Source organism: Rothia sp. 11254D007BW, assembly GCF_053548195.1.
In genome coordinates this window covers 136,682-156,896 of record NZ_JBPWPK010000001.1, presented here as the reverse complement: position 1 = coordinate 156,896, position 20,215 = coordinate 136,682, and the positions used below count along the sequence as shown (strand labels likewise).

Here is a 20,215-nt window from a genome sequence, read left to right as displayed (position 1 = left end):
ACCAGAACACCTATCTCGTTAGCGTTAGTAGCTTGTTTGTTTTCCCTTAGCCCTAGCGCCCACGCCGATGATAACGGCACTATTTCAGACGATGAATTTGCCGTAATGATTGATGGATACGAGAATGGCCTCGTGACTGCTGAGGATAGGGTAGTTCCAACCACGCCCATCAACAGTGAACCTTTGGATACTCCTGCGGCTGGTCTCAAACTCATTTACTTCGAAGCTCCCAATGATTCCAATCGCGCCCGGCTCCAAATAAACGGCTCGGTGCGGTCCGGTACCTACTGCCTTGCAACCAACGGGGACCTCGGCGTCCTTTCCCTCGTACCGCCCGATTGGTCCGACGGCTCAGACACCCCCTACAACACACCACAAGGCACCCTCGGCTGTGTGCCCCTCACCCCAGCAGAACTAGCCGCCGCAGGCCTCGAAATCGCAGAAGAAAACGGCCAAACCGTACTCCGCACCATCCGCGTCACCCTCACCACCCAAGACTTCGACACCTTCCCCATCGCCCCTGCAACACCCCACCAAGAAAAAGCACCCCACACCCTCAAAAACTACAACACCAACTTCTGGGCAGACCCCAACCCCCAAGAATTCACGCGCACCATCAACGGCCAAAACGTCACCCTACGCGCAACACCAGTCACCTACACCTTCACCTACGGTGACGGCAGCGTGCTCGGCCCCACCAGCTACCCCGGCCAGGCCCTCGGCGAAGACATCTGGGACCAGCCCACCAGCACCTCCCACCAATACGCAGAGCCCGGCGACTACCAGTTCACCCTCACCACCACCTACCGGGGTGAATACTCAGTAGAGGGCGGTCCCTGGCAGGTCATCGACGGCACGGTTAGCCGCACCAGCGAACCTCAGCTCGTGAGAGTATGGCGTACCCAGGTTGGGCTAGTCGCCGATGACTGCACGACAAACCCCAACGCCTGGGGCTGCGAAAGCTAAAACCGGTACAGGCTACTGGTAGAGCTTGCCACCCGACTCTTCCAGGTAGCAGGTGGGGCAGAGCGACTCATAGCCCACGTGCACCCCATCAATAGCGACCTGGTCACCGGCAAACACAAACTTGCCGTCCACGGTGCGGCCGTTAAAGAGCGCCTTGCGGCCGCACCGGCAAATGGTCTTCAACTCTTCAAGCGTATGAGCAATCTCCAGCAGGCGGGCAGAGCCGGGGAAAGCCCGCGTCCTAAAATCCGTACGGATGCCGTAGCACATCACCGGAACATTCTCTTCCACCGCAATCCGCATCAGGTCATCCACCTGCTCAGCGGTCAAAAACTGGGCCTCGTCCACCAGCAGACAGGAGACGGGTAGGTGCCAGTGCATGCGGTCGTCATCGGCATTAGGCTCAGCAGCGGCGTGGAAGAGCTCGCGCACAGAGTCGTCCGCACCCACCAAAAAATCAGCCTGGCGAGTCACACCCAGACGGGACACAATCTCAGTATCGCCCTTGGTATCAACCTGCGGCTTAGCCAGCAGCACGCGCTGGCCCCGCTCCTCATAGTTATGGGCAGCCTGCAACAGCGCAGTTGACTTACCCGAATTCATGGCGCCAAAACGGAAATAGAGCTTAGCCACGCGGCCACACCTTTCAACCCAGAACACGTACACAGAGAACAAAACCAAACCACACCATTCTAGCCCGGTGCACTCCCCCGCTCACAGGCGTCCGCGTCCCGACCAAACGACTTTGTACCACGCAGTGTTCAGAAATCAGCCTCAAAGTGGGCAGGGGCTGGTACAAACCGGAGTCAATGCACCTAGGTATACAAAAAAGGGAAGGCTCCGGAAACCCCGGTGCCCTCCCCTTTCTTACACGAGACCTACTTGCTTGAGACCTCGATACCTGAGACGTCCACGTCCTTGAGCGGGATAGTCTTTGAACCGGTCACCAGCTTATGCACCAGCCAGACACCAATAATGATGGGCAGACCGATGTAGGCAGAGACAACCTCGAACCAGTGGCCAGCAAAAATAGCGTTGTAGTTCTGGCCAGCAATCACCATCAGACACATCAGCAGCGCAACGATGGGGCCAATGGGGAAGAGAGGAGCCTTGTAGGGCAGGTCGTTCACATCGTTGCCCTGGGCGACGTAGGCGCGACGGAAGCGGTAGTGGCAGATAGCCACGCCCACCCAGGTGATGAAGCCCGACAGGCCGGAGATATTGATCAGCCAGGTGTAGGCAGAGCCCTCACCCACGATAGCTGAGACGAAGCCGAAGAGGCCGATAGCGGCGGTCATCAGCAGGGCGGGCATGGGGATACCGCGGGAGTTCACGCGGGCAAAAATCTTGGGAGCACGCCCCTCAAGAGCCAGAGCGTAGAGCATACGCGATGAGACGTAAAGGCCCGAGTTACCGGCAGAGAGAATCGCGGTCAGAATGACGGCGTTCATCACCGAAGCGGCAAATGCAATACCCAGGTTCTCAAAGACCATGGTGAAGGGTGAGTAGGCGATATCGGTGGTGTCCGCCCGCAGCAGGTTGGGACTGGTGTAGGGAATCAGGGTACCGATAATGGCGATAGCACCGATGTAGAAGAGCATGATGCGCCAGAAGACGCTCTTGAGGGCGCGGGGCACATCGCGGCGGGGGTTCTCGGATTCACCGGCGGCAACACCGATCATTTCGGTGCCCTGGAAGGAGAAACCGGCAACCATGAAGATAGCCAGGATAGAGAGGAAGCCGCCCTTGAAGGGGGCTTCGCCATCGGTCCAGTTTGCGAAACCGTTGTCGTGGTTGCCCAGAATACCGAAAATCATGGCAACACCGGCGATTAGGAAGATAATAACGGTGACCACCTTGATGGTAGCCAGCCAGAACTCTGATTCGCCGTAGGAGCGAGCCGAGAGCACGTTGATGCCCAGGATAATGGCCAGGAAGACGCTAGCCCAGATCCAGCCGGGGACGCCGGGGAGCCAGTAGGACATGATGACACCGGCAGCCACCAGCTCAGCAGCTACGGTAATGGCCCAGTTGAACCAGTAGTTCCAGCCCATGGCGAAGCCGAAGGAGTCTGAGACGTAGCGGGAGGCAAAGGTCTGGAAGGAGCCTGCGACGGGCAGGTTTGCTGCCATTTCGCCCAGGGACTGCATGAGGAGCAACACCATGATGCCAATCAGGGCGTAGGCCAGCAGGGCGCCGCCGGGGCCGGCTTCAGCGATGGTGGAGCCAGAGGCAACAAAGAGGCCGGTGCCGATGGCGCCGCCGATGGCGATCATGGAGAGGTGGCGGCTGGCGAGGCCGCGCTTGAGCTCTTCTTTGGTCTGCCCGGTGGGTACAGACTGCGCTTCAGTAGACATAGTGTGCTGCTACTTTCGGTGGTAATGAGCCCCCAACAGTTTTGCTTAGGGGGCATAAGACAAACTTTAGATTACCACCGCGAGCGCCCTGCACCCCCGGGTGGGTAGCGTGATTTAGCTCTGCTTATCTTCGTTGATGAAGGTGACGGACGCACCGTGTTCGACGGTGCGGGAGACGGTGCAGTCTTTTTCGGCGGAGAGTTTAATCAGGCGGTCGACCATGGTACGGGCTTTTTCACCCTCGTCGGTGGCGGGGAAGCGCACGTTGAAGCTGACTTCGATGTCGTCGAGGCTAACGGCCTTGTTCTCATCGACCTTGCGCAGGCCGGATGAGTGCACGGTGAAGGTTTCGGGTTCTGATTTGCGGCCGGTAACTACATCGACGTCGATGGCGGAGCAACCAGCGATAGCGGCTAGGAGCAGCTCAACGGGAGTAAGCAGGCCTTCGCCCTGGCCAAAGTCGAGGGTGTCGCCCTTGGCGTTGGTGGCGCGGTAGTGGCGGGAGGCGACGCGCTCAACGGTGACGGCGCGGTAGTTGGGGTCTTCGGTGCGGGTGGTCTTGTCGGTCATGGTTCTTCTTTCTCTCTACGGTGGGGCGGACGCCGGTACTCGGGTAACGGCGCCAGCACAGGTTTTATTTCTTGGTGGGTAAGGACTTACATGGTGAACAGAAGGTGGGAGTAAGTCTAGTTTTATCTAAACTTATTGCTATGCACCACACCAGCCCTGATACAGGCCAGCTTGACGCCGTCCCCTCTCCTAGCCCTCTGCCGAGCCCTGCCAGCGGGGCGACGGCGTCCGCCCCCATTACGGGGGAACACATCAGCCAGCTTCCCGGCGAAAGCGGCTTCAAAGAAGGCCTGCGCGTCGCCGGTGTTCTCTGCATCGGCTTTGTGGTTATGGGCATGGGCCTGGGCGTGCTGGTCGCTTCGGTGGGCCTGCCCTGGTGGGTTGCCCCGGCTCTCTCAGCTATTGTCTTTGCCGGGTCGGTGGAGTTCCTGCTGGTGGGTCTTATTGCTTCTTCTGCCCCGCTTGCCCTGGTCGCCTCAACCACCCTTCTGATGAATGCCCGCCACCTGGTCTACGGCATCTCCTACCCCCTGCAGAACGTCAAGGGAAATCTGGCCAAGGCCCTGGCTGTGTATATGCTCTGCGACGAAGCCTACGCCCTCAACACCGCTCCCGGCTCACAGAATTTTCGTAGCTCCCGCATCATGACGGTCTCGGTGGTGCTCTGGCTTTCCTGGTGGGGCGGCTCCACCCTGGGCGTCATTCTGGGCGCGACCTTTCTTTCTAACCTTGAAGGCGTGGATTTCGTCATGACGGGCATGTTCATCGTGCTCTCCATGGACGCCTACCGGGCAGTCAAAGACCGGGTAACTGCCTCGCTTGCGGTTATCGCTTCGCTGACGGCCATCGTCCTTGCCCCGCATTCCATGCTGCTGGTTTCCCTGCTGACCCTGGTAGCCCTACTCATCATCCGCCACCTGACCACCCAGCGTCAGGGCGTTTCACCCCAGGAGGCCCCGCATGCCTAGCACCGGCTACATTCTCTCAGCTATCTTCCTGGCAGCCGGCATCACCTTTGCCCTGCGACTGATTCCCTTTGGGGTGAAGTCCGTGCTCAAGGGTTCAGCCCTGGTAGTCAACCTTGCCGCCTGGCTGCCCATGGGAGCCATCATCTGCCTGGGCTTCTACGTGCTGGCAGAAATCGACTACTCTTCCCGCGAGACGGCCCTGCCCTACCTGGCCGGAGCGGTAGTAACTGTTGCTACCCACCTGTGGCGAAAGAACCTGGCACTCTCCCTCATCGTAGGTACAGCAACCTGCGTGGTGCTCGCTAACTGGGTTCTGTAGAAAAGAGGTAGGGGCGGGCATATCCTCGCCGATCGACCCTCTCGCAGGCTCGCAAGCTCGCGTGCGATTCACGCCAGCCCCATCCAATCGGCTCCAGATATGCCCGCCCCCTACCCCACCGGAGCCCAGCAAACACACAGCGGTGGGTATATCCCTGGAAGCCTGCTGGCTTGGGGCTGGCATGAATTCCAGCGAGCGCCCCAGCGCGAGCTGGGAGAGGGTCAGCAGGCGGAGGGGATATACCCACCGCTAGGTAATGGTCTTAGTCTTAGAGGGCGGCGAGCGCTGCCTCGTAATCAGGTTCGGTGGTGATTTCGTCGACCAGCTGGGTGTAGATGACCTCACCAGCGGCGTTGATGACCACAACGGAGCGAGCCAGCAGGCCGGCCAGGGGGCCGTCGGTCATGGTGATGCCGTAGTCTTCGCCGAAGGAGTCGCGGAAAGCGGACGCTGATACAACGTTCTCAATGCCTTCGGCACCGCAGAAGCGGCTCAGGGCGAAGGGCAGGTCCTTGGAGACGCACACAACGGTGGTGTTCTCCAGCTTGGATGCTTCTTCGTTAAATTTACGGACGGACGCGGCGCAGACGCCGGTGTCGATGGAGGGGAAGATGTTAAGCACCAGGTTCTTGCCCTCGAATGAGTCTGAGGTGACGGTGTCGAGGTCGGTGTTCACCAGGGTGAATGCGGGTGCTGTGGAACCTACGGCGGGCAGGTCGCCTACGGTCTGTACGTCGTTGCCTTCTAGATGTGTAGTAGCCATAGTTGTATTGTGGCGTAGGCAACCTGCCCTGTGCAAGGTGTTGCGCTGTGCGGGGAACCGCCGGTCTAGTCAGGGACGCGCGGTTCGCTAAACTGATACGCAGCTATCCTTCGCACTTTAGGGAGATTTCGTGTCTACTGCTCACGCCGCTGATTCCCATCAGACTATTCGTATTACGGGTGCCCGCAATAATAATCTCAAGAATGTTTCGGTTGAGATTCCTAAGCGCCGTCTGACGGTCTTTACCGGTGTGTCGGGGTCGGGTAAGTCGTCCTTGGCTTTTGGTGTGGTGGCTGCTGAATCGCAGCGTCTGATTAACGAAACCTACTCGGCCTTTGTGCAGGGCTTTATGCCCCACCAGGATCGCCCCGAGGTTGATGCGATTGAGGGTCTGACCAGCGCTATTATCGTGGATCAGGAGCGTCTGGGGGCTAATCCGCGTTCTACCGTAGGCACGGCAACTGACGCCCTGCCTATGCTTCGTATGCTTTTTGCCCGGGTCGGTACCCCTAATCTGGCCTCCCCCACAGCTTTTTCTTTCAACCAGGCAACTGTTCAGGGCACCGGCGCCCGCAAGGTCGGCGACGGTAAGGCCGAGCACGTCACGTTCTCCCGCACCGGCGGTATGTGTAACCGCTGTGAAGGTCTAGGCCGCACCAGCCAGATCGACCTCAACGAGCTCTTTGATGAGAACCTCACCATGAATGACGAGGGTTTCTTCAAGGTGCCCGGTTTTACTGCCAGTGGCTGGTCAGCCCGTCTCTACAAAGAATCGGGGCTCTTTCCCACCGATGTTCCGGCTAAGGACTTCACCGAAGAGCAGCGTGCCGATTTTCTCTATAAAGAGCCCACCAAGATGAAAATTGCGGGTATCAACATGACCTATGAGGGTCTGGTGCCCCGTATTGAGAAGTCTATGCTCTCCAAGGATAAGGAGGGCATGCAGGCCCATATTCGCGCTTTTGTTGACCGGGCGGTCACTTTTGTCCCCTGCCCTGACTGCGGTGGTACCCGCCTGTCGCAGGCTGCCTTGGCGTCCAAGGTCAACGGGGTGAACATTGCTGAGCTCTGCGACATGCAGGTTACCGACCTGCTTGCCTGGGTGCGTGAGCAGGACATCCCCGAGGTCGCTCCCCTGCTCGCTGCGCTGGAGCACCTGCTCGACTCTATGGTCACCATCGGCCTGGGCTACATTGCCCTTTCCCGCTCTGCATCCTCACTCTCAGGCGGTGAGGCCCAGCGCGCCAAGATGGTGCGCCACCTGGGTTCCCCGCTCACCGACATCACCTATGTCTTTGACGAGCCCACCGCGGGCCTGCACCCCCACGACGTCACCAAGATGAACGAGCTTCTGCTGCGCCTGCGCGACCGCGGCAACACTGTGCTGGTGGTAGAGCATAAGCCCGAGACCATTGCTATTGCCGACCACATTATCGACATGGGCCCGGCCGCCGGTTCCGCCGGCGGCACCGTGGTCTACGCCGGGGCCTTCGAGGGGCTCAAGCAGGCAGATACCGTCACCTCCCGCCACTTCTACGACCGGCAGGGGCTTAAGGACGCCGTCCGCCCGGCTACCGGAGCCCTGCAGGTTGCTCACGCAACCCGCAATAACCTCAAACATGTCTCGGTGGCCGTGCCCACCGGCGTCCTGACCACCTTCACCGGCGTTGCCGGGTCTGGCAAGTCCTCCCTGATTACCGAACTCCTGGAACAGCACGCAGATAGCGAAGAGCGCATCATCTACATCGACCAGGCCCCCATCAAGGGCTCCCGCCGTTCCAACCCGGCTACCTACACCGGCCTGCTCGAACCTATCCGCAATGCCTTCGCCAAGGCTAACGGGGTCAAGCCCGCCCTCTTCTCAGCCAACTCTGAGGGCGCCTGCCCCGAATGTAAGGGCACCGGCGTGCTGGAAACCCAGCTGGGATTTATGGAAAAATCCACCGCTATCTGTGAGGCCTGCGAAGGGAAGCGTTTCTCCCCCGGCGTGCTCGAATACCGTCTGGGCGATAAGAACATCAGCGACGTTCTGGCCCTCTCCGCAGCCGATGCCCTCGCCTTCTTTAGCACCAAGGAGACCAAGCTGGCCGCCGCAACGAAAATCTTGCAGCGTCTGGTCGATGTGGGCCTGGGCTACATCACCCTGGGTCAGCCCCTCTCTACCCTCTCAGGCGGTGAGCGCCAGCGTATCAAGCTAGCCACCCATATGGCAGAACCCGGTGGAATCTACATCTTCGATGAACCCACCACGGGCCTGCACCTGGCCGATATACAGCAGTTCCTCGGTCTTCTGGATCAGCTGGTCGACGCCGGTACCACCGTGCTCTGCATCGAACACCACCAGGCCGTGATCGCCCACTCTGACCACATCATTGACGTAGGCCCAGCAGCAGGTCACGATGGCGGTACAATCGTGTTTGAGGGCACCCCCACTGCCCTCGCCGCCGCCGGTACCCTCACCGGCGAGCACCTGGCGTCCTACCTAGCGTCATAAAACCCCGCCGCACCACGTCATAAAGGCGTTCTCCCACGAAAAAAGACAGGGTGCGACGCCTGTAACCACACCATCATCTAAAGTAAAACTGTGCCAAAACTCATCAACCACGAAGAACGAAAACAAGAAATCGCCCAGGCGGTCTGGGCGGTGCTAGCCCGTGAAGGCGTCCGCGGCGTATCTGTGCGAACCGTAGCCGCCGAAGCCGGCATCTCTACAGGCTCCCTGCGCCATGTCTTCCCTTCCCATGAAGAGATGATGCGGTTCTCCCTCGACTTCGTGGGTAAGCGCTTCATCCGTAGCCTTACCAGCCGTACCTTCAACTACGAGCTGATTTACAGTCTTGAAGAGATTTTCACCGAGCTTTCTCCCGTTTCTGAGGACGGCAAGCTCTTCATCACCGTGGTTGCGGGCATGCTGGCCGATGCTTCAACGATTCCCGGTATCGCCAAGATTCTACAGTCCCACGAAAAGGACTTCCTCTACGCCTACGGCTTCCTGCTCAGCCAGTTACGGGCCCAGGGCTTTGTGCGCGACGATATCGATATCGACCTAGAGGTAGAAAAGCTCGTAGCCCTGCTGTGGGGTATCAACTGCCTCTACCTGCTCACCGACGGTGAAGCCAGCGACGAAGAGCTCATGGCCCCCATGCTCACCCACTTCGAGACCCTGCTGGAAATCTTCACCTACCCCGAAGAGCAGGACCTCGACTACTTCAGTCAGGAGTTCTTCAGTGCCTAAGCTCATTGACCACGACGAACGCAAGAAAGTCATTTCCCAGGCGGTCTGGAAGCTCCTCAACGAACGCGGCGTCAGCGCTATCACCATTCGCAACGTGGCAGCCGAAGCCGGCATTTCCACCGGTTCCCTGCGCCACTCCTTCGACAGCCGCGTCGAACTTGTCACTTATGCCCTGGAACTTATCGGTGTAGAGACCGAGGCCAGTATGCGGGCGGTATCGGTACAGGGGCAGGACGTGCTCAACACCATCAAGATTCTTGAGCACTTCATCCCACTCACCCCGCGCTCCCGCGCGGTTTCCCGCATCACCCTGGGCATGGTGGCCGAGCTGCGTTCTACCCCCGAAATTAAAGATATTTCGACTGCCAGCCTGGAGCGCATCCGCACCCTCTTCTACGACATGCTGATGCACCTCGATGAAGCTGGCCAGCTCAAGGCCGGAACCGACGTTAAGGTACAGGCTAACCAGCTCGCCATGCTCAGCTACGGCCTAACCACCAAGGCTATTATCGGCGGCAAGGGTTCAGACCCGGTCAACCTCAGCTACATCTTCCGGTCCAGCATCAACGAGCTGCTTGTACACCCCGTACCCTATGCAACCCAGGAAGACATCGACGAATTCATTGCCCTGTCTGAGGGCGTGGGCGAGCTGCACACCCCCGAAGAGACCGCAGAAGAAAACTAAAAGCGGGGCAAACCTATAGCGAAACTCTTTAAACGCCACAGCGGGCGGAACCGGTACCGGTTCCGCCCGCTGTGTGTATAGGCTTCTGGCTAGGGTGCCTGCTACCAGGCGAAGCCGATAGAATCCTCAATCTTCTTCACGAAGTCAGGGTTGGCATCATCCACCAAGATAGCGGCGTGCATCAGCTCGTGCCCGTTATCCAGGGTGAAGATGTAGCCGGGGGCGTTACTCGAAGCAAAACGTACCTCGGAGCGAATCACACGCACGCCGTCTTCGCGGGTGTAGTTAATGGTCTCAATGGTCTCGTTGATAGACCAGGCCGGGGTAAGTCGGGCGACGGTTTCTTTCTCCATCTCCTCAGCGCTGCGCCCCTGCTCATCGTTGTAGGGGGTGCCCACCATAAAGCGGCCCGCGGCGTCCTCGGCGCTACGGTAGTGGGTGAACTGGTAGGTGAAGATTTCTGCCTGGGAGGGAGTGGCGTCCTGCACGTAGTCCTGGGGGACGAAGAAGGTCACGCCGTTCTCGGCAAAAACGGTGCCCGGGAAGGGGTCTTCGGGAGTGGGCTCAGGGGTCGGCTCTGCGGTGGTGGGTTCGGGAGTCGGCTCCGGAGTGGGCGTTGCGGTGGTCGCCTCAACGGAGGGGGTAGGGCTGGGCGATGCTGAACTTGCGCTTGCTGAAGCGGTCTGCGGGTCAACGCGGGTAATCGCTTCTTCCTGCTGACAGGCGGTGAGGGCCAGCAGGGCAAGGCTAGTGAACAGGACGACTGATTTTCTGGTCATGTTTCCTTCACAGGTTAAGGCGTGGTGTGCGGCTTTTAATTCTAAAGACCGCAGTAGCACCTGCCCAGTGAAAACCGGAAAATGTGGGCAAGATACCGTGCCCCTCCCCGCGCATTTGCTGCCTGTCGGCTGGGAGGGGCGGCGGGCGTCCGCCCCTGAGAAACTAGGACGCCTGTGCCCGGCCTGCCAGCTCCCGCTTGGCCTTGGGGTAAAGCAGGGCAATCATGAGAATACCCAGCAGAATTACCGGGATGTGGCTGGCCATAGCCCAGCGGAAGGCCTCAAGGGTGTAGGTTTCGGGGGTGCCGGCGCCGAGGCTGTCAAGAATCAGGCCGATCAGGAACACGGTGGTGAGGGCCCCTACGAAGCCACCCATATTGGCGATGCCTGTGGCCAGGCCCCGCTGGTGCTGAGGCACGTGCGAACGCACCACCTCAAAAGCTGCCATGGATACCGGGCCGTTGATGCCCAGAGTAATAGCCGCAGCGTACACCAGGACGGTGGGGGCAATTCCGGGCCAGAAGAAGATGAGGGACCACAGGCTGAGGTTGAGCAGGCTGCTACCCACCGCAATATGCACCCGGTAGGGAGAAAAGCGGGAGAGAATCGAGCCGGTGAAGAATCCGGCGATAACGATGGAGGCTACCACTGTGCTGACGATGCCCGAGGCCAGGGCCCGGCTATAGCCCAGGCCCCCTGTCAGGAAGGGCATGCCCCACAGCAACATGATGGAGAAAATCATGGAGGCCGTCACGTAGTGCACCCAAAAGGCCAGGCGCACGCCCGGGTAGGCCAGCACCTGTCTGATGGAGGCCGCAAAACCTGAGTTTCCTGCTGGGGGTAGTACAGGTAGAGAGTCTGTGACGGGGTAGGGGTGGTCGGCGCGGGCCCGGTTGGCTTCTTCCTGGTCAGGGAGCGGACGCCGGGCGGACGCGCTCCCCCGTCCGCGCCGGGCCCGGCGGCCCAGCCCCTGGGCTACGGTAGCCCTGCCGGGAGCCGGCCTGAGCGTATATATGGCCAGGATCAGAAGGCAGGAACCGATAGCGGCGAGAACAGTAAAGCCACCCTGCCAGCCCAGGGCACCCACCAGGGTGACCAAGGGCGTGACGGCAACCAGCTGACCCATCTGACCCATATTGGCGCTAATTTGGTTGACCACCGGAATCTGTTTAGGGGTAAACCAGTCTGAAATCAGACGGATGAGGCTGACGAAGATACAGGCGTCCCCGCTACCCACCAGCACACGCGCCAGCAGGGCTAGGGGAACGGTCTCGCTCTGGGCCAGGAGAAACTGGCCAGCCGTCATGAGGGTCAGGCCGATGGCAATCAGCACCGGCGCCCCCTTACGGTCAAGCAGGGCACCCACCGGCACCTGCCAGCTAGCGTAGACCACCAGCTGCAGCATGATGAAAAGGGAAATAGCTGTAGCCTCTACCCCAAAGTGGGTTTGGGCAGTGGCCCCCAGCGCCGAGAAGGAGCTGCGGTTGATGATTGAGAACACGTAGGCGGCTATAGCCACCGCCCACACTAACCATTTCATAACTGGGCCACTGCTTTCAGGGGGTTAGTTGCTCTTCTTGACTACGGAGGACTTCAGGTACATCTGGCCTGCGCCAGGAACCTTAGCTTCAATATCGTGGCCGTTGACGGGGCTTTCGAGCAGACGGATACCGCGAACCTTGGTGCCAGCCTTGATATCGGCACCCCCCTTGACCTTGAGGCCCTTGGTGATGGTGACGGAATCGCCGTCCACCAGCTCATTGCCGACAGCATCGAGCACCTTGGAGCCGGTCTCTTCTGCCTCAGCAGCATCGGTTTCGGCCCACTCGTGGCCGCACATGGGGCAGACCCAGAGGTCACCCTGCTGGTAGGAGTACTCTTCAGAGCAGGCAGGGCAGGCGGGTGCGGGGGCATCAGACATGGGGGTCTCCAAAAGTTAGGTGGTGTCTAGGTCGCTCCCCATTATCCCAGATAGAAGCACAAAACCTCCCGCTCTTCGGGGCGTCGAAGAGCGGAAGGTTTTAGTCTTAAAAGAATGGGGCTTTACTTGGTAGTTGCCGGACCTTCGTCGTTCATGTCGGTAGCGGGGTCTGAGACAACATCGGCAGGGGCCTCGTCGGCCAGCTTCTGGGCCTTCTTATCGGCCTTCTCGGCTTCCTTTTCGGCCTTAGCTTCTGCCTTTTCTACCTGCTTCTCGGCCTTAGCTTCGGCGCGGGCGTCCTTGACCTCTTCAGCCTTTTCCTTGGCTTTCTCGGTGCCTGCGGCGGCAGCTTCTTTAGCCTTTTCGGCACCTGCCGCAGCTGCTTCCTTGGCCTTTTCGGCGACGACGGGTGCCTGTTCCTTGATGGTTTCTTCGGCGGTCTTGATGCCGTTCTGCACCTTGGGGTCGTTCCAGACGTTGGCAGCCTGGGTCTTGATCTTTTCGTACTGGCCGCGGCCTGCGCGAGCACCCAGTACGTAACCGATACCTGCACCGGCGATGAACGCTAGACGTGCTTTCATGATAAACCTTCTTTCATCAGGTAGCTTGGTATCCACTATTGTGCCAAAAGCATACTTATGAGCGGTAGACGACACACCGCACACGCACCTAAGACGCCATCGAAAAAGTGCAAGTGCCCCGCACTTTTCGCGGGGCACTTGCACTTTAAGACAGGCTCTTACTTGCTTCCCCCCGATAGCTTCTTTTGACCCTCCAGCTCGAAGATCGGGTCATTCTTTTTCTCGTCTACAGGAAGATTCATTACGGTTGCCAAAATATCTGCTAGCCTACGGGCCTGAAATAGGTTCTCCCCAGAAGTAATCCACCGATCAAAATCAACCTGGAAATTTTGATCCTTTGTGATGATATGGAGCTGAGGGTCACGGGACTTTCGTTCGTCTAAACGCACATAGCGAATATCGGCCAGGGGATGAAGCTCACCAACCAGTCCCTTCTTCCGCAAATCTCCGTAGCTCACAATAAAGAAGTCTGTCTCTGTGATTCCCAAGTATGAGTTGGTGAATCCCTCATTAACATCCGCAAAAGCCAGCAATCGAGTCCCAGGAGGCAGAGCCCACCGAAGAATACGATAAAGTGACTCTTCAACTTCCTGATTAAATACGGTGAAATTTGGTTCTGGTTGTGCTGGCGTACGGTAAGCTTTTCCAGCTAGCGCTGAGACTGCTTGGGCTAATGATTCCGCCTTGTCAGCTGAATTTAGGCTGCGTCGCCCCTTTCCAAAAGGTATACGAGCCAGCCCTCCCTCTGGGGTAAGTTCCTTAATCAGATTCAGCTGTTGAACGAGTGTACTCAACAAGTTCTCAAGTTTTTTACGTGATTCCTCATATTCATTCTCGGTAGTAGCCAGAACAGTTTCTAACAGGTCATATGCACTCTCATCTAAGCTAATATGCGCCGACCGCAGCACATTCCAGCGATGTCTCGTCCATTCGGCCAACAGAAGACCATTAGCGTCATTGAGTATGGCTTGTTCGTTAGCTTCAATGTAGCTTCTCTGCTCATCTATATTTGCTGACAAGGCTGAGAGGTGCTTTTGTACGTTATTTGAAAAAAGCTCACGGCTTTTAATAATTTCTGATTCTTTGCCTTGGATAGGCCCAAATACATGCCCTGTTACCTGGCCAACCGAGCGTGCTTCATCAAGAGCTTTTGAAACTACCTTATCTAGGGAGATGAGCGTTGCCCACCGGTCTTCTTGGGTGGCTTGGCGAATCTCGTTAATAGCTTGCCTAGTTAGTTCAAGATTTTCATCAAGTTTACGGTTAATTGTTGCAACCTGATTGGCAACTCCAGCTAATGCCAGGGTTGGCAACATTCCAGGACCGGTGAGTAGAGCAGCCGTTTCGGGTGGAAGAGCGATCCACTGTAGCGAGGCACCGATGCTACTTCCCTTCATGAGGGAACCGTAATTAACCAAACCATTTGTCATCGGAGCCATGGTTTCCAGGTCTTTCAAGGTCTTGGGGGTAAGCTGAACCAGCCCCTGCAAGACAGCCCCGGTCTGGACGAATTGGCTACCTATGCTTCCGGCGTTGAGAAGCATCGATAACCCATCAGCAAGTCGCGCATTAGTCTCATTATTGAGTAAGTCAAATGACATGGTTTCTAGCCCAGCCACTGAATCTTTAGAGTATAGGGCAGCAATACCGGGACGTAACTCAACAAGAGCAATTTCAGCTGCAGTTTGCAGATTCCGCTCTTGATCACTCTCTTCTTCAGACATACCGTTTCCTCCTGTAAAAAGGTTTTTTAAAGTCCTTTAGGCCAATCATATATGACTAAAAACTTACAAAAAGATCCACATGCATTGGGAACAATTCACAAGGTATTATTCGACCTCATCTGACGGTCATTCTGTTGTCTCTCTCAAGGGCCAGTTGTGGACGAATGCCTCTGCGCTACCTCTGTGTATGCCAGGTTGCTGTCTCACTAAGCTGTGCCCCGACTTTTCGCCCCACTTATCTCAAAACCTCACCGCGGCAAACTATCTTAAACACCCTTCCCCCGCCATGCGTCCGCACACGTACCCAAGACACCATCGAAAAAGTGCAAGTGCCCCGTACTTTTTGCGGGGCACTTGCACTTTTCCAATGGCACTTCTCTAAGGAGGCTAAACGTTGAAGCGGAACTCCACCACGTCGCCGTCCTGCTCAAGAACCTCCAGGCTTTCTAGGCAGTGCTTCAGCGGTGGGAGATAAATCCTAACTACTTCAAAAACCAGCTCAATATCCACTCCAAAATACTCATGAACCAGTATGTTTCGCAGGCCACGGATCTGTGGCCATGGAATCTCTGGATAAGCTTCGGTTAGGGTCCCCGGGAGCGTTTTCACGGCGTCACCAATAATCTGTAGATTCCGTTCGATTGCATCCTCACCCATCCTCGTTAGACGAGGTTCAGAAGAAATGAGTTGAACGTAGTCCTCGCAGTTACTGATAGCGCGCAAGATATCTTCGATGCGCTGGCTCACTAGTCTTGCCATAGGGGAACTGCCTCGGCCAGGGCCTGCTGCGAAACCTGATCTTTAAGGAGCTGAAGAGGGAAAATATCAACCCGCTGAGTCCCCAAAAGGTCACGGGTTTCCTCCATAAGACCAGCTGCCCGCATCAAGACGTTACCATCAGCGGGATCCATCTCTACCAGAATATCTAAGTCGCTCTCCGGGCCAGCAGTACCCCGGGCGACCGACCCGAAAAGCTGCGGGTTATAGGCACCATAGCGTTCCAGCAGCTCCGTGAATGACTGCCAGTGGGTCTGAAGTAAAGACCTGTGCTCTAGGCTTTCTCTGCTTAGATTTCTAGTGCTCATACCCACAGTTTACCTATCCGCTTCTGGGAAAAGATAGGGCTTTTCTTTTCTATAAAAAGTGGCCGGTAGCTCCTTCCAGGGAGCAACCGGCCATCAGGATATCAGAGGCTACAAAGTTAGACGTTGAAGCGGAACTCCACCACGTCGCCGTCCTGCATGATGTAGTCCTTGCCTTCCATGCGGACCTTGCCGCGGGCCTTGGCCTCAGCCATCGAACCGGCGTCGTCCAGGTCGGAGAAGGAGACAACCTCAGCCTTAATGAAGCCGCGCTCAAAGTCGGTGTGAATGACGCCGGCTGCCTGGGGGGCGGTGTCGCCCTTGGTGATGGTCCAGGCGCGGGTTTCCTTGGGGCCGGCAGTCAGGTAGGTCTGCAGGCCCAGGGTGGAGAAGCCAACACGGGCCAGCTTGTCGAGGCCGGACTCGTCCTGACCACTCATCTCCAGCATTTCGCGGGCCTCTTCTTCAGAGAGCTCAACCATGTCGGCCTCAAGCTTGGCATCCAGGAAGACGGCCTCAGCGGGGGCGACCATGGCGCGCAGTTCAGCCTGCTTTTCCTCAGAGGCGAGGACGCCCTCGTCCGAGTTAAAGACGTAAATGAAGGGCTTGGAAGTGAGCAGGTTCAGCTCCTTGAGCAAGGCCATATCGATCTTGGCTTCTTCGTACTTAGAAATCAGGGTGTCGCCCTGTTCCAGTACGGCCTGGGCCTTCTTGTATTCCTCAAGCTGGGCAGGGTCGCCCTTCTTGATTTTAACGGCCTTTTCCAGGCGGGGAATAGCGTTTTCCAGGGTCTGCAGGTCAGCCAGCACCAGTTCGGTGTTGATGGTTTCCATATCGCTGGCGGGGTCTACCTTACCGTCGACGTGGATGACGTCGGGGTCATCGAAAGCGCGGACGACCTGGGCGATGGCGTGTGCCTCGCGGATGTTCGCGAGGAACTGGTTACCCAGACCTTCACCTTCGGAGGCGCCGCGAACGATACCGGCGATATCAACGAAGGAGACGGTCGCGGGCAGAATGCGCTCGGAACCGTAGATTTCAGCCAGGCGAGCCAGGCGCTCATCGGGCAGGTTGACGACGCCCACGTTGGGTTCGATGGTCGCGAAGGGGTAGTTCGCTGCCAGGATGTTGTTTTTGGTCAGTGCGTTAAAGAGGGTCGACTTGCCGACGTTGGGCAGACCCACAATTCCAATAGTTAAAGCCACGGTTTCTAGTTTACAGGGGTGAGTCAAGCGAGCACGGGAGCGTCAGTGAAGCCCTGCACGCGGTGCGGACGCCCGGCCTCAGCGGGTCGGTCAGGCAGCTTCCACACACCCACCTCTTGTTACTTAGAGCACAGTATTTTATGCTGGTCAGCATGACAGTAGCGCAGTTTTCACCTCGGGACACCACTATTCGCCCCATCAACCTTGACTCCGATAACGACATGGAGCAGCTCAATGCTCTAGAGTCTGCCTGCGATGAAAAGCTCTATGGTTTCCCGTCAACTACATCTATCGAAGAGCGGCGGGCTATTCTTAGCCCCACTAGCTACCATGAAAAACATCGCTGGGTTGCAGAGGTTCAGGGGAAGATTCTCGGTATTGTGCTGGTATCACTCCCTCTGAAAGAGAACCTCGACGGCCTCACTTTTGCACTCGCTGTCCACCCCGGCTTTGAGGGGCGGGGTCTTGAAGAGGCGCTCACCCGTCACGCCCTGGCCGAAGCTATTAAACCCAGTGGACGCGCCCACATCACCTACTACGGCTACCTCATGCAGGATGACAACAAGGACGACCCCGCCCTGCCTATCAATAGGGTTGCGGCTCTTCTGGGGCTGAAACCTAAGAATTCTGCTATCACGAGAATCGCTCCCCTGCCAATTCCTACTGGCCTTGTGCAGGCGGCTGAACGCAAGGCAATAGCCGACCCGACCTATATCTTTGAAGTCTGGGAAAAGCGCATTCCCGAACGGTACATAGAATCAGCTGCCGCCGCCTACCATCAGCTGGAAGCAGACGAACCAACAGGTGAGGCCCAGCAGGTCGCCGCGGACTTCACCCCGGAGCGCCTACGAGAGATGGAGGCCCAAGCTCACGCAGCCGGTGACGGGCTCATCTATGCCGTCGCCCTACACCAGGGGGCGATTGCTGCCCTCACAGTACTGAGCTACCCCACCCAGCCGGGCAATGCCTCAGCCTGGCAGGCATCTACAGTGGTCATGCCAGAGCACCGCGGCCTTGGCCTCTCCCGCACCCTCAAGATGCTCAGCCATACCCGCCTACCGGCGTCCGCGCCCCACATTCGGCAAATTATTACCATGAACTCGGCCGTCAACCCGGCCATGATCAAGGTTAATGAGGAGCTGGGCTACCGGCCCGTCTGGGAAGAAATCTGCTACCAGAACTAGTGGCTAGCCCCGCCCAGGTTGAGCACCAGAACTCCGGCAACAATCAGGGAAATACCCACCACCTTGACCAGGGTGATGGGCTCCCCCAGGAAGACCGCACCGATAGCGACGATAGCGGCGGTACCCAGCCCCGACCAGAGGGCGTAAGCCACCCCCACCGGAATGTCCCGCACCGCCAGCGACAGCATGAAAAAGGCAAAGCCATAGCCCACCAGACAGCCCAGGGTAAACCACAGTTTGGTGAACCCCTCGGTGTATTTCAGCAGGGTGGTGGCGATGAGCTCCGAGCCAATGGCGAGTGCGAGAAAGAGGTAGGGCATAGGCCCATTCTGCATGGCTCGTACAAAAAAGGCTAGAATAATAAGTACGCGTATCTCACAAGGATGTGAATCTAGGAGTTTTTGTATGTCTCACAAGGGCAGCAACGAATACACCGATGTCTCCACCGCAGCCATCGAAATGGGCGACGCCGCAACCCGGGCCCCAAAATGGAACCGCACCGACACAGCCTGGACCGTTAGCCTCTTTGGCACAGCCGTCGGCGCGGGCATTCTCTTCCTCCCCATCAACGCGGGTGCCGGTGGCGTCTGGCCGCTACTAGCCGCCACAATTCTCATCTGGCCCATGACCTTCCTGGCTCACCGCGGGCTCTCCCGCATGGTTTCTGCCAGTTCCAAACAAACCGCTGACATCACCGAGGTCGCCGAAGAATTCTTTGGCCGAGGCTTCGGCAAAATCTTTACCCTGCTCTATTTCCTCTCCATCTACCCCATTCTGCTGATTTACGGTGTCAGCATTACCAACACGGTCGATTCCTTTCTCACCAACCAGTTCGGGCTAGAACCCCTACCCCGTTGGCTCCTCGCCGCCCTGCTGGTCGGCGCCATGAGCGCCGTCATGATCATCGGCCAGAAACTCATGCTCACGGTCACCCAGTTCCTGGTCTACCCCCTCATTCTGGTGCTCGCCGTGCTCACTCTCTACCTGATTCCTCACTGGTCGCTGGACGGCTTTAGCCAGGTGCCGGCTCCCGGCAACTTCTCGATGACCCTCTGGCTCATGCTGCCCGTCCTCGTCTTCTCCTTCTACCACGCAGCGGCAATCTCCCAGTTCTCGGTTGCCATGCGCAAGCAGTACCACGGTTTCGCCTCGGTCAAGGCCTCCCGAGTGCTACGAGTAACTTCTATTATTTTGACCCTCTTCACCATGGGCTTTGTCTGGTCCTGCGTGCTGGCCATCGGTCCGGACGGCCTGGCTGAAGCCCGCGCCTCCAACCTCCCTATCCTCTCCTACCTGGCCAACGAATTTGACGCCCCCTTCATCAACTGGCTCGGCCCCATCGTAGCCATCGCTGCCATCGTCTCCTCCTACTTCGGCCACTGGCTCGGCGGGCACGAAGGAGCGGCAGGTATCGTCCGTAAAAACTTCGACCCCGAGAAAAAACGCATCAGCGACAAGGCCCTCAACGCGGCAATCAACGTCTTCATCGTTGTCACCGTCTGGGTCGCCGCCGTGCTGAACCCCAGCGTCCTCTCCCTCATCGAATCCCTAGTCGGCCCCGTCATGGCACTGGTACTCTTCATCGTGCCCATGTGGGCCATCCACAAGGTACCGGCACTGGCCCCCTACCGCGGCAAGCTCTCCAACATCTTCGTGGTGATTTCAGGTATCGCAGCCTTCTCCGCCGTCGTCTACGGTCTGATCCCCAGCTAACCAGCCCCACAAGAAAAGGCCCCCGTGAGGGGGCCTTTTCTTCTGGGCACGCTAGGAGTTCGCTCGCGATTTTACCGACTCGGCTGTGCTCCTCACTTCCTAAATTTGCCCAATCGTGGGCAAATTTTTAACGGAAGAGGACTTCGTTGCGAAGCCGAGCCGA

The 20,215-nt window shown here is 57.9% G+C and carries 21 protein-coding genes; 8 read left to right on the top strand and 13 right to left on the bottom strand.

What is annotated here, in order from left to right; all coding sequences use genetic code 11:
* The first annotated feature begins 36 nt into the window (after window positions 1-36).
* Complete coding sequence (locus ACEE43_RS00740) at window positions 37-966, top strand: hypothetical protein (RefSeq protein ID WP_449107516.1); 930 nt, start codon at window positions 37-39, stop codon at window positions 964-966.
* Window positions 967-978: 12 nt separating this feature from the next.
* On the opposite strand, the gene ACEE43_RS00735 is transcribed toward ACEE43_RS00740, so the two are convergent.
* The 3 genes from ACEE43_RS00735 to ACEE43_RS00725 all read right to left on the bottom strand — a co-directional run bounded on the left by ACEE43_RS00735 (window position 979) and on the right by ACEE43_RS00725 (window position 3,893).
* Complete coding sequence (locus ACEE43_RS00735; RefSeq protein WP_237223381.1) at window positions 979-1,599, bottom strand: thymidine kinase; 621 nt, start codon at window positions 1,597-1,599, stop codon at window positions 979-981.
* Between the two features lie 245 nt (window positions 1,600-1,844).
* Window positions 1,845-3,323 carry an amino acid permease gene (locus tag ACEE43_RS00730; protein ID WP_449107515.1) on the bottom strand — a complete coding sequence of 493 codons (1,479 nt, stop codon included), beginning with the start codon at window positions 3,321-3,323 and terminating at the stop codon, window positions 1,845-1,847.
* A gap of 114 nt (window positions 3,324-3,437) precedes the next feature.
* Window positions 3,438-3,893: an OsmC family protein gene (locus ACEE43_RS00725; protein WP_449107514.1), complete on the bottom strand. Its 456-nt coding sequence runs from the start codon at window positions 3,891-3,893 to the stop codon at window positions 3,438-3,440.
* Between the two features lie 140 nt (window positions 3,894-4,033).
* Between ACEE43_RS00725 and ACEE43_RS00720 the strand changes: the two genes are divergently transcribed.
* Together ACEE43_RS00720 and ACEE43_RS00715 are read left to right on the top strand one after the other, a co-directional pair.
* Window positions 4,034-4,861 (top strand): AzlC family ABC transporter permease, encoded by an 828-nt coding sequence (locus tag ACEE43_RS00720; RefSeq protein WP_449107513.1) that lies wholly within the window; start codon window positions 4,034-4,036, stop codon window positions 4,859-4,861.
* Window positions 4,854-5,180, top strand: a complete 327-nt coding sequence (locus ACEE43_RS00715; RefSeq protein ID WP_449107512.1) for a branched-chain amino acid transporter permease — start codon at window positions 4,854-4,856, stop codon at window positions 5,178-5,180. The genes ACEE43_RS00720 and ACEE43_RS00715 overlap by 8 nt, the downstream gene beginning before the upstream one ends.
* Window positions 5,181-5,448: 268 nt before the next feature.
* On the opposite strand, the gene tpx is transcribed toward ACEE43_RS00715, so the two are convergent.
* A complete protein-coding gene (gene tpx / locus ACEE43_RS00710) occupies window positions 5,449-5,943 on the bottom strand; it encodes a thiol peroxidase (protein ID WP_449107511.1) in 495 nt (164 codons plus the stop codon).
* A gap of 130 nt (window positions 5,944-6,073) precedes the next feature.
* On the opposite strand from tpx, the gene ACEE43_RS00705 reads away from it, so the two are divergent.
* The 3 genes from ACEE43_RS00705 (at window position 6,074) to ACEE43_RS00695 (ending at window position 9,863) form a co-directional block, all read left to right on the top strand.
* Window positions 6,074-8,437: an ATP-binding cassette domain-containing protein gene (locus ACEE43_RS00705; protein ID WP_449107510.1), complete on the top strand. Its 2,364-nt coding sequence runs from the start codon at window positions 6,074-6,076 to the stop codon at window positions 8,435-8,437.
* A 90-nt stretch (window positions 8,438-8,527) separates the two neighbouring features.
* Window positions 8,528-9,178 carry a TetR/AcrR family transcriptional regulator gene (locus ACEE43_RS00700; RefSeq protein ID WP_449107509.1) on the top strand — a complete coding sequence of 217 codons (651 nt, stop codon included), beginning with the start codon at window positions 8,528-8,530 and terminating at the stop codon, window positions 9,176-9,178.
* Complete coding sequence (locus ACEE43_RS00695) at window positions 9,171-9,863, top strand: TetR/AcrR family transcriptional regulator (protein WP_449107508.1); 693 nt, start codon at window positions 9,171-9,173, stop codon at window positions 9,861-9,863. Before ACEE43_RS00700 ends, ACEE43_RS00695 begins: the two co-directional genes overlap by 8 nt.
* 101 nt (window positions 9,864-9,964) lie before the next feature.
* Here the strand turns inward: ACEE43_RS00695 and ACEE43_RS00690 are convergent, their stop codons facing one another.
* The 8 genes from ACEE43_RS00690 to ychF all read right to left on the bottom strand — a co-directional run bounded on the left by ACEE43_RS00690 (window position 9,965) and on the right by ychF (window position 17,155).
* Window positions 9,965-10,642, bottom strand: a complete 678-nt coding sequence (locus ACEE43_RS00690) for a hypothetical protein (RefSeq protein ID WP_449107507.1) — start codon at window positions 10,640-10,642, stop codon at window positions 9,965-9,967.
* A gap of 163 nt (window positions 10,643-10,805) precedes the next feature.
* The gene (locus ACEE43_RS00685; protein WP_449107506.1) at window positions 10,806-12,182 is read right to left on the bottom strand and encodes an MFS transporter; all 1,377 of its coding nucleotides are present in this window, start codon (window positions 12,180-12,182) and stop codon (window positions 10,806-10,808) included.
* Between the two features lie 24 nt (window positions 12,183-12,206).
* A complete protein-coding gene (locus ACEE43_RS00680; RefSeq protein WP_237186053.1) occupies window positions 12,207-12,563 on the bottom strand; it encodes a zinc ribbon domain-containing protein YjdM in 357 nt (118 codons plus the stop codon).
* 122 nt (window positions 12,564-12,685) lie between these two features.
* A complete protein-coding gene (locus tag ACEE43_RS00675; RefSeq protein WP_449107505.1) occupies window positions 12,686-13,144 on the bottom strand; it encodes a hypothetical protein in 459 nt (152 codons plus the stop codon).
* A gap of 158 nt (window positions 13,145-13,302) precedes the next feature.
* Window positions 13,303-14,868, bottom strand: coding sequence for a hypothetical protein (locus ACEE43_RS00670; RefSeq protein ID WP_449107504.1), 1,566 nt, complete (start codon window positions 14,866-14,868; stop codon window positions 13,303-13,305).
* Between the two features lie 387 nt (window positions 14,869-15,255).
* Window positions 15,256-15,615, bottom strand: coding sequence for a HepT-like ribonuclease domain-containing protein (locus ACEE43_RS00665; protein WP_449107503.1), 360 nt, complete (start codon window positions 15,613-15,615; stop codon window positions 15,256-15,258).
* Window positions 15,615-15,953: a nucleotidyltransferase family protein gene (locus ACEE43_RS00660; protein ID WP_449107502.1), complete on the bottom strand. Its 339-nt coding sequence runs from the start codon at window positions 15,951-15,953 to the stop codon at window positions 15,615-15,617. The genes ACEE43_RS00665 and ACEE43_RS00660 overlap by 1 nt, the downstream gene beginning before the upstream one ends.
* Window positions 15,954-16,069: 116 nt before the next feature.
* On the bottom strand, window positions 16,070-17,155 hold the full coding sequence (gene ychF / locus ACEE43_RS00655) for a redox-regulated ATPase YchF (protein WP_237188077.1): 1,086 nt from the start codon (window positions 17,153-17,155) through the stop codon (window positions 16,070-16,072).
* Between the two features lie 152 nt (window positions 17,156-17,307).
* Here ychF and ACEE43_RS00650 point away from each other — a divergent pair, with 152 nt between their 5' ends.
* Window positions 17,308-18,339, top strand: a complete 1,032-nt coding sequence (locus ACEE43_RS00650) for a GNAT family N-acetyltransferase (protein ID WP_449107501.1) — start codon at window positions 17,308-17,310, stop codon at window positions 18,337-18,339.
* Here ACEE43_RS00650 and ACEE43_RS00645 read toward each other — a convergent pair.
* On the bottom strand, window positions 18,336-18,659 hold the full coding sequence (locus ACEE43_RS00645; protein WP_135013866.1) for a DMT family transporter: 324 nt from the start codon (window positions 18,657-18,659) through the stop codon (window positions 18,336-18,338). The genes ACEE43_RS00650 and ACEE43_RS00645 overlap by 4 nt on opposite strands.
* Before the next feature lie 85 nt (window positions 18,660-18,744).
* Here ACEE43_RS00645 and ACEE43_RS00640 point away from each other — a divergent pair, with 85 nt between their 5' ends.
* The gene (locus ACEE43_RS00640) at window positions 18,745-20,052 is read left to right on the top strand and encodes an amino acid permease (protein WP_449107500.1); all 1,308 of its coding nucleotides are present in this window, start codon (window positions 18,745-18,747) and stop codon (window positions 20,050-20,052) included.
* Window positions 20,053-20,215: the final 163 nt, after the last annotated feature.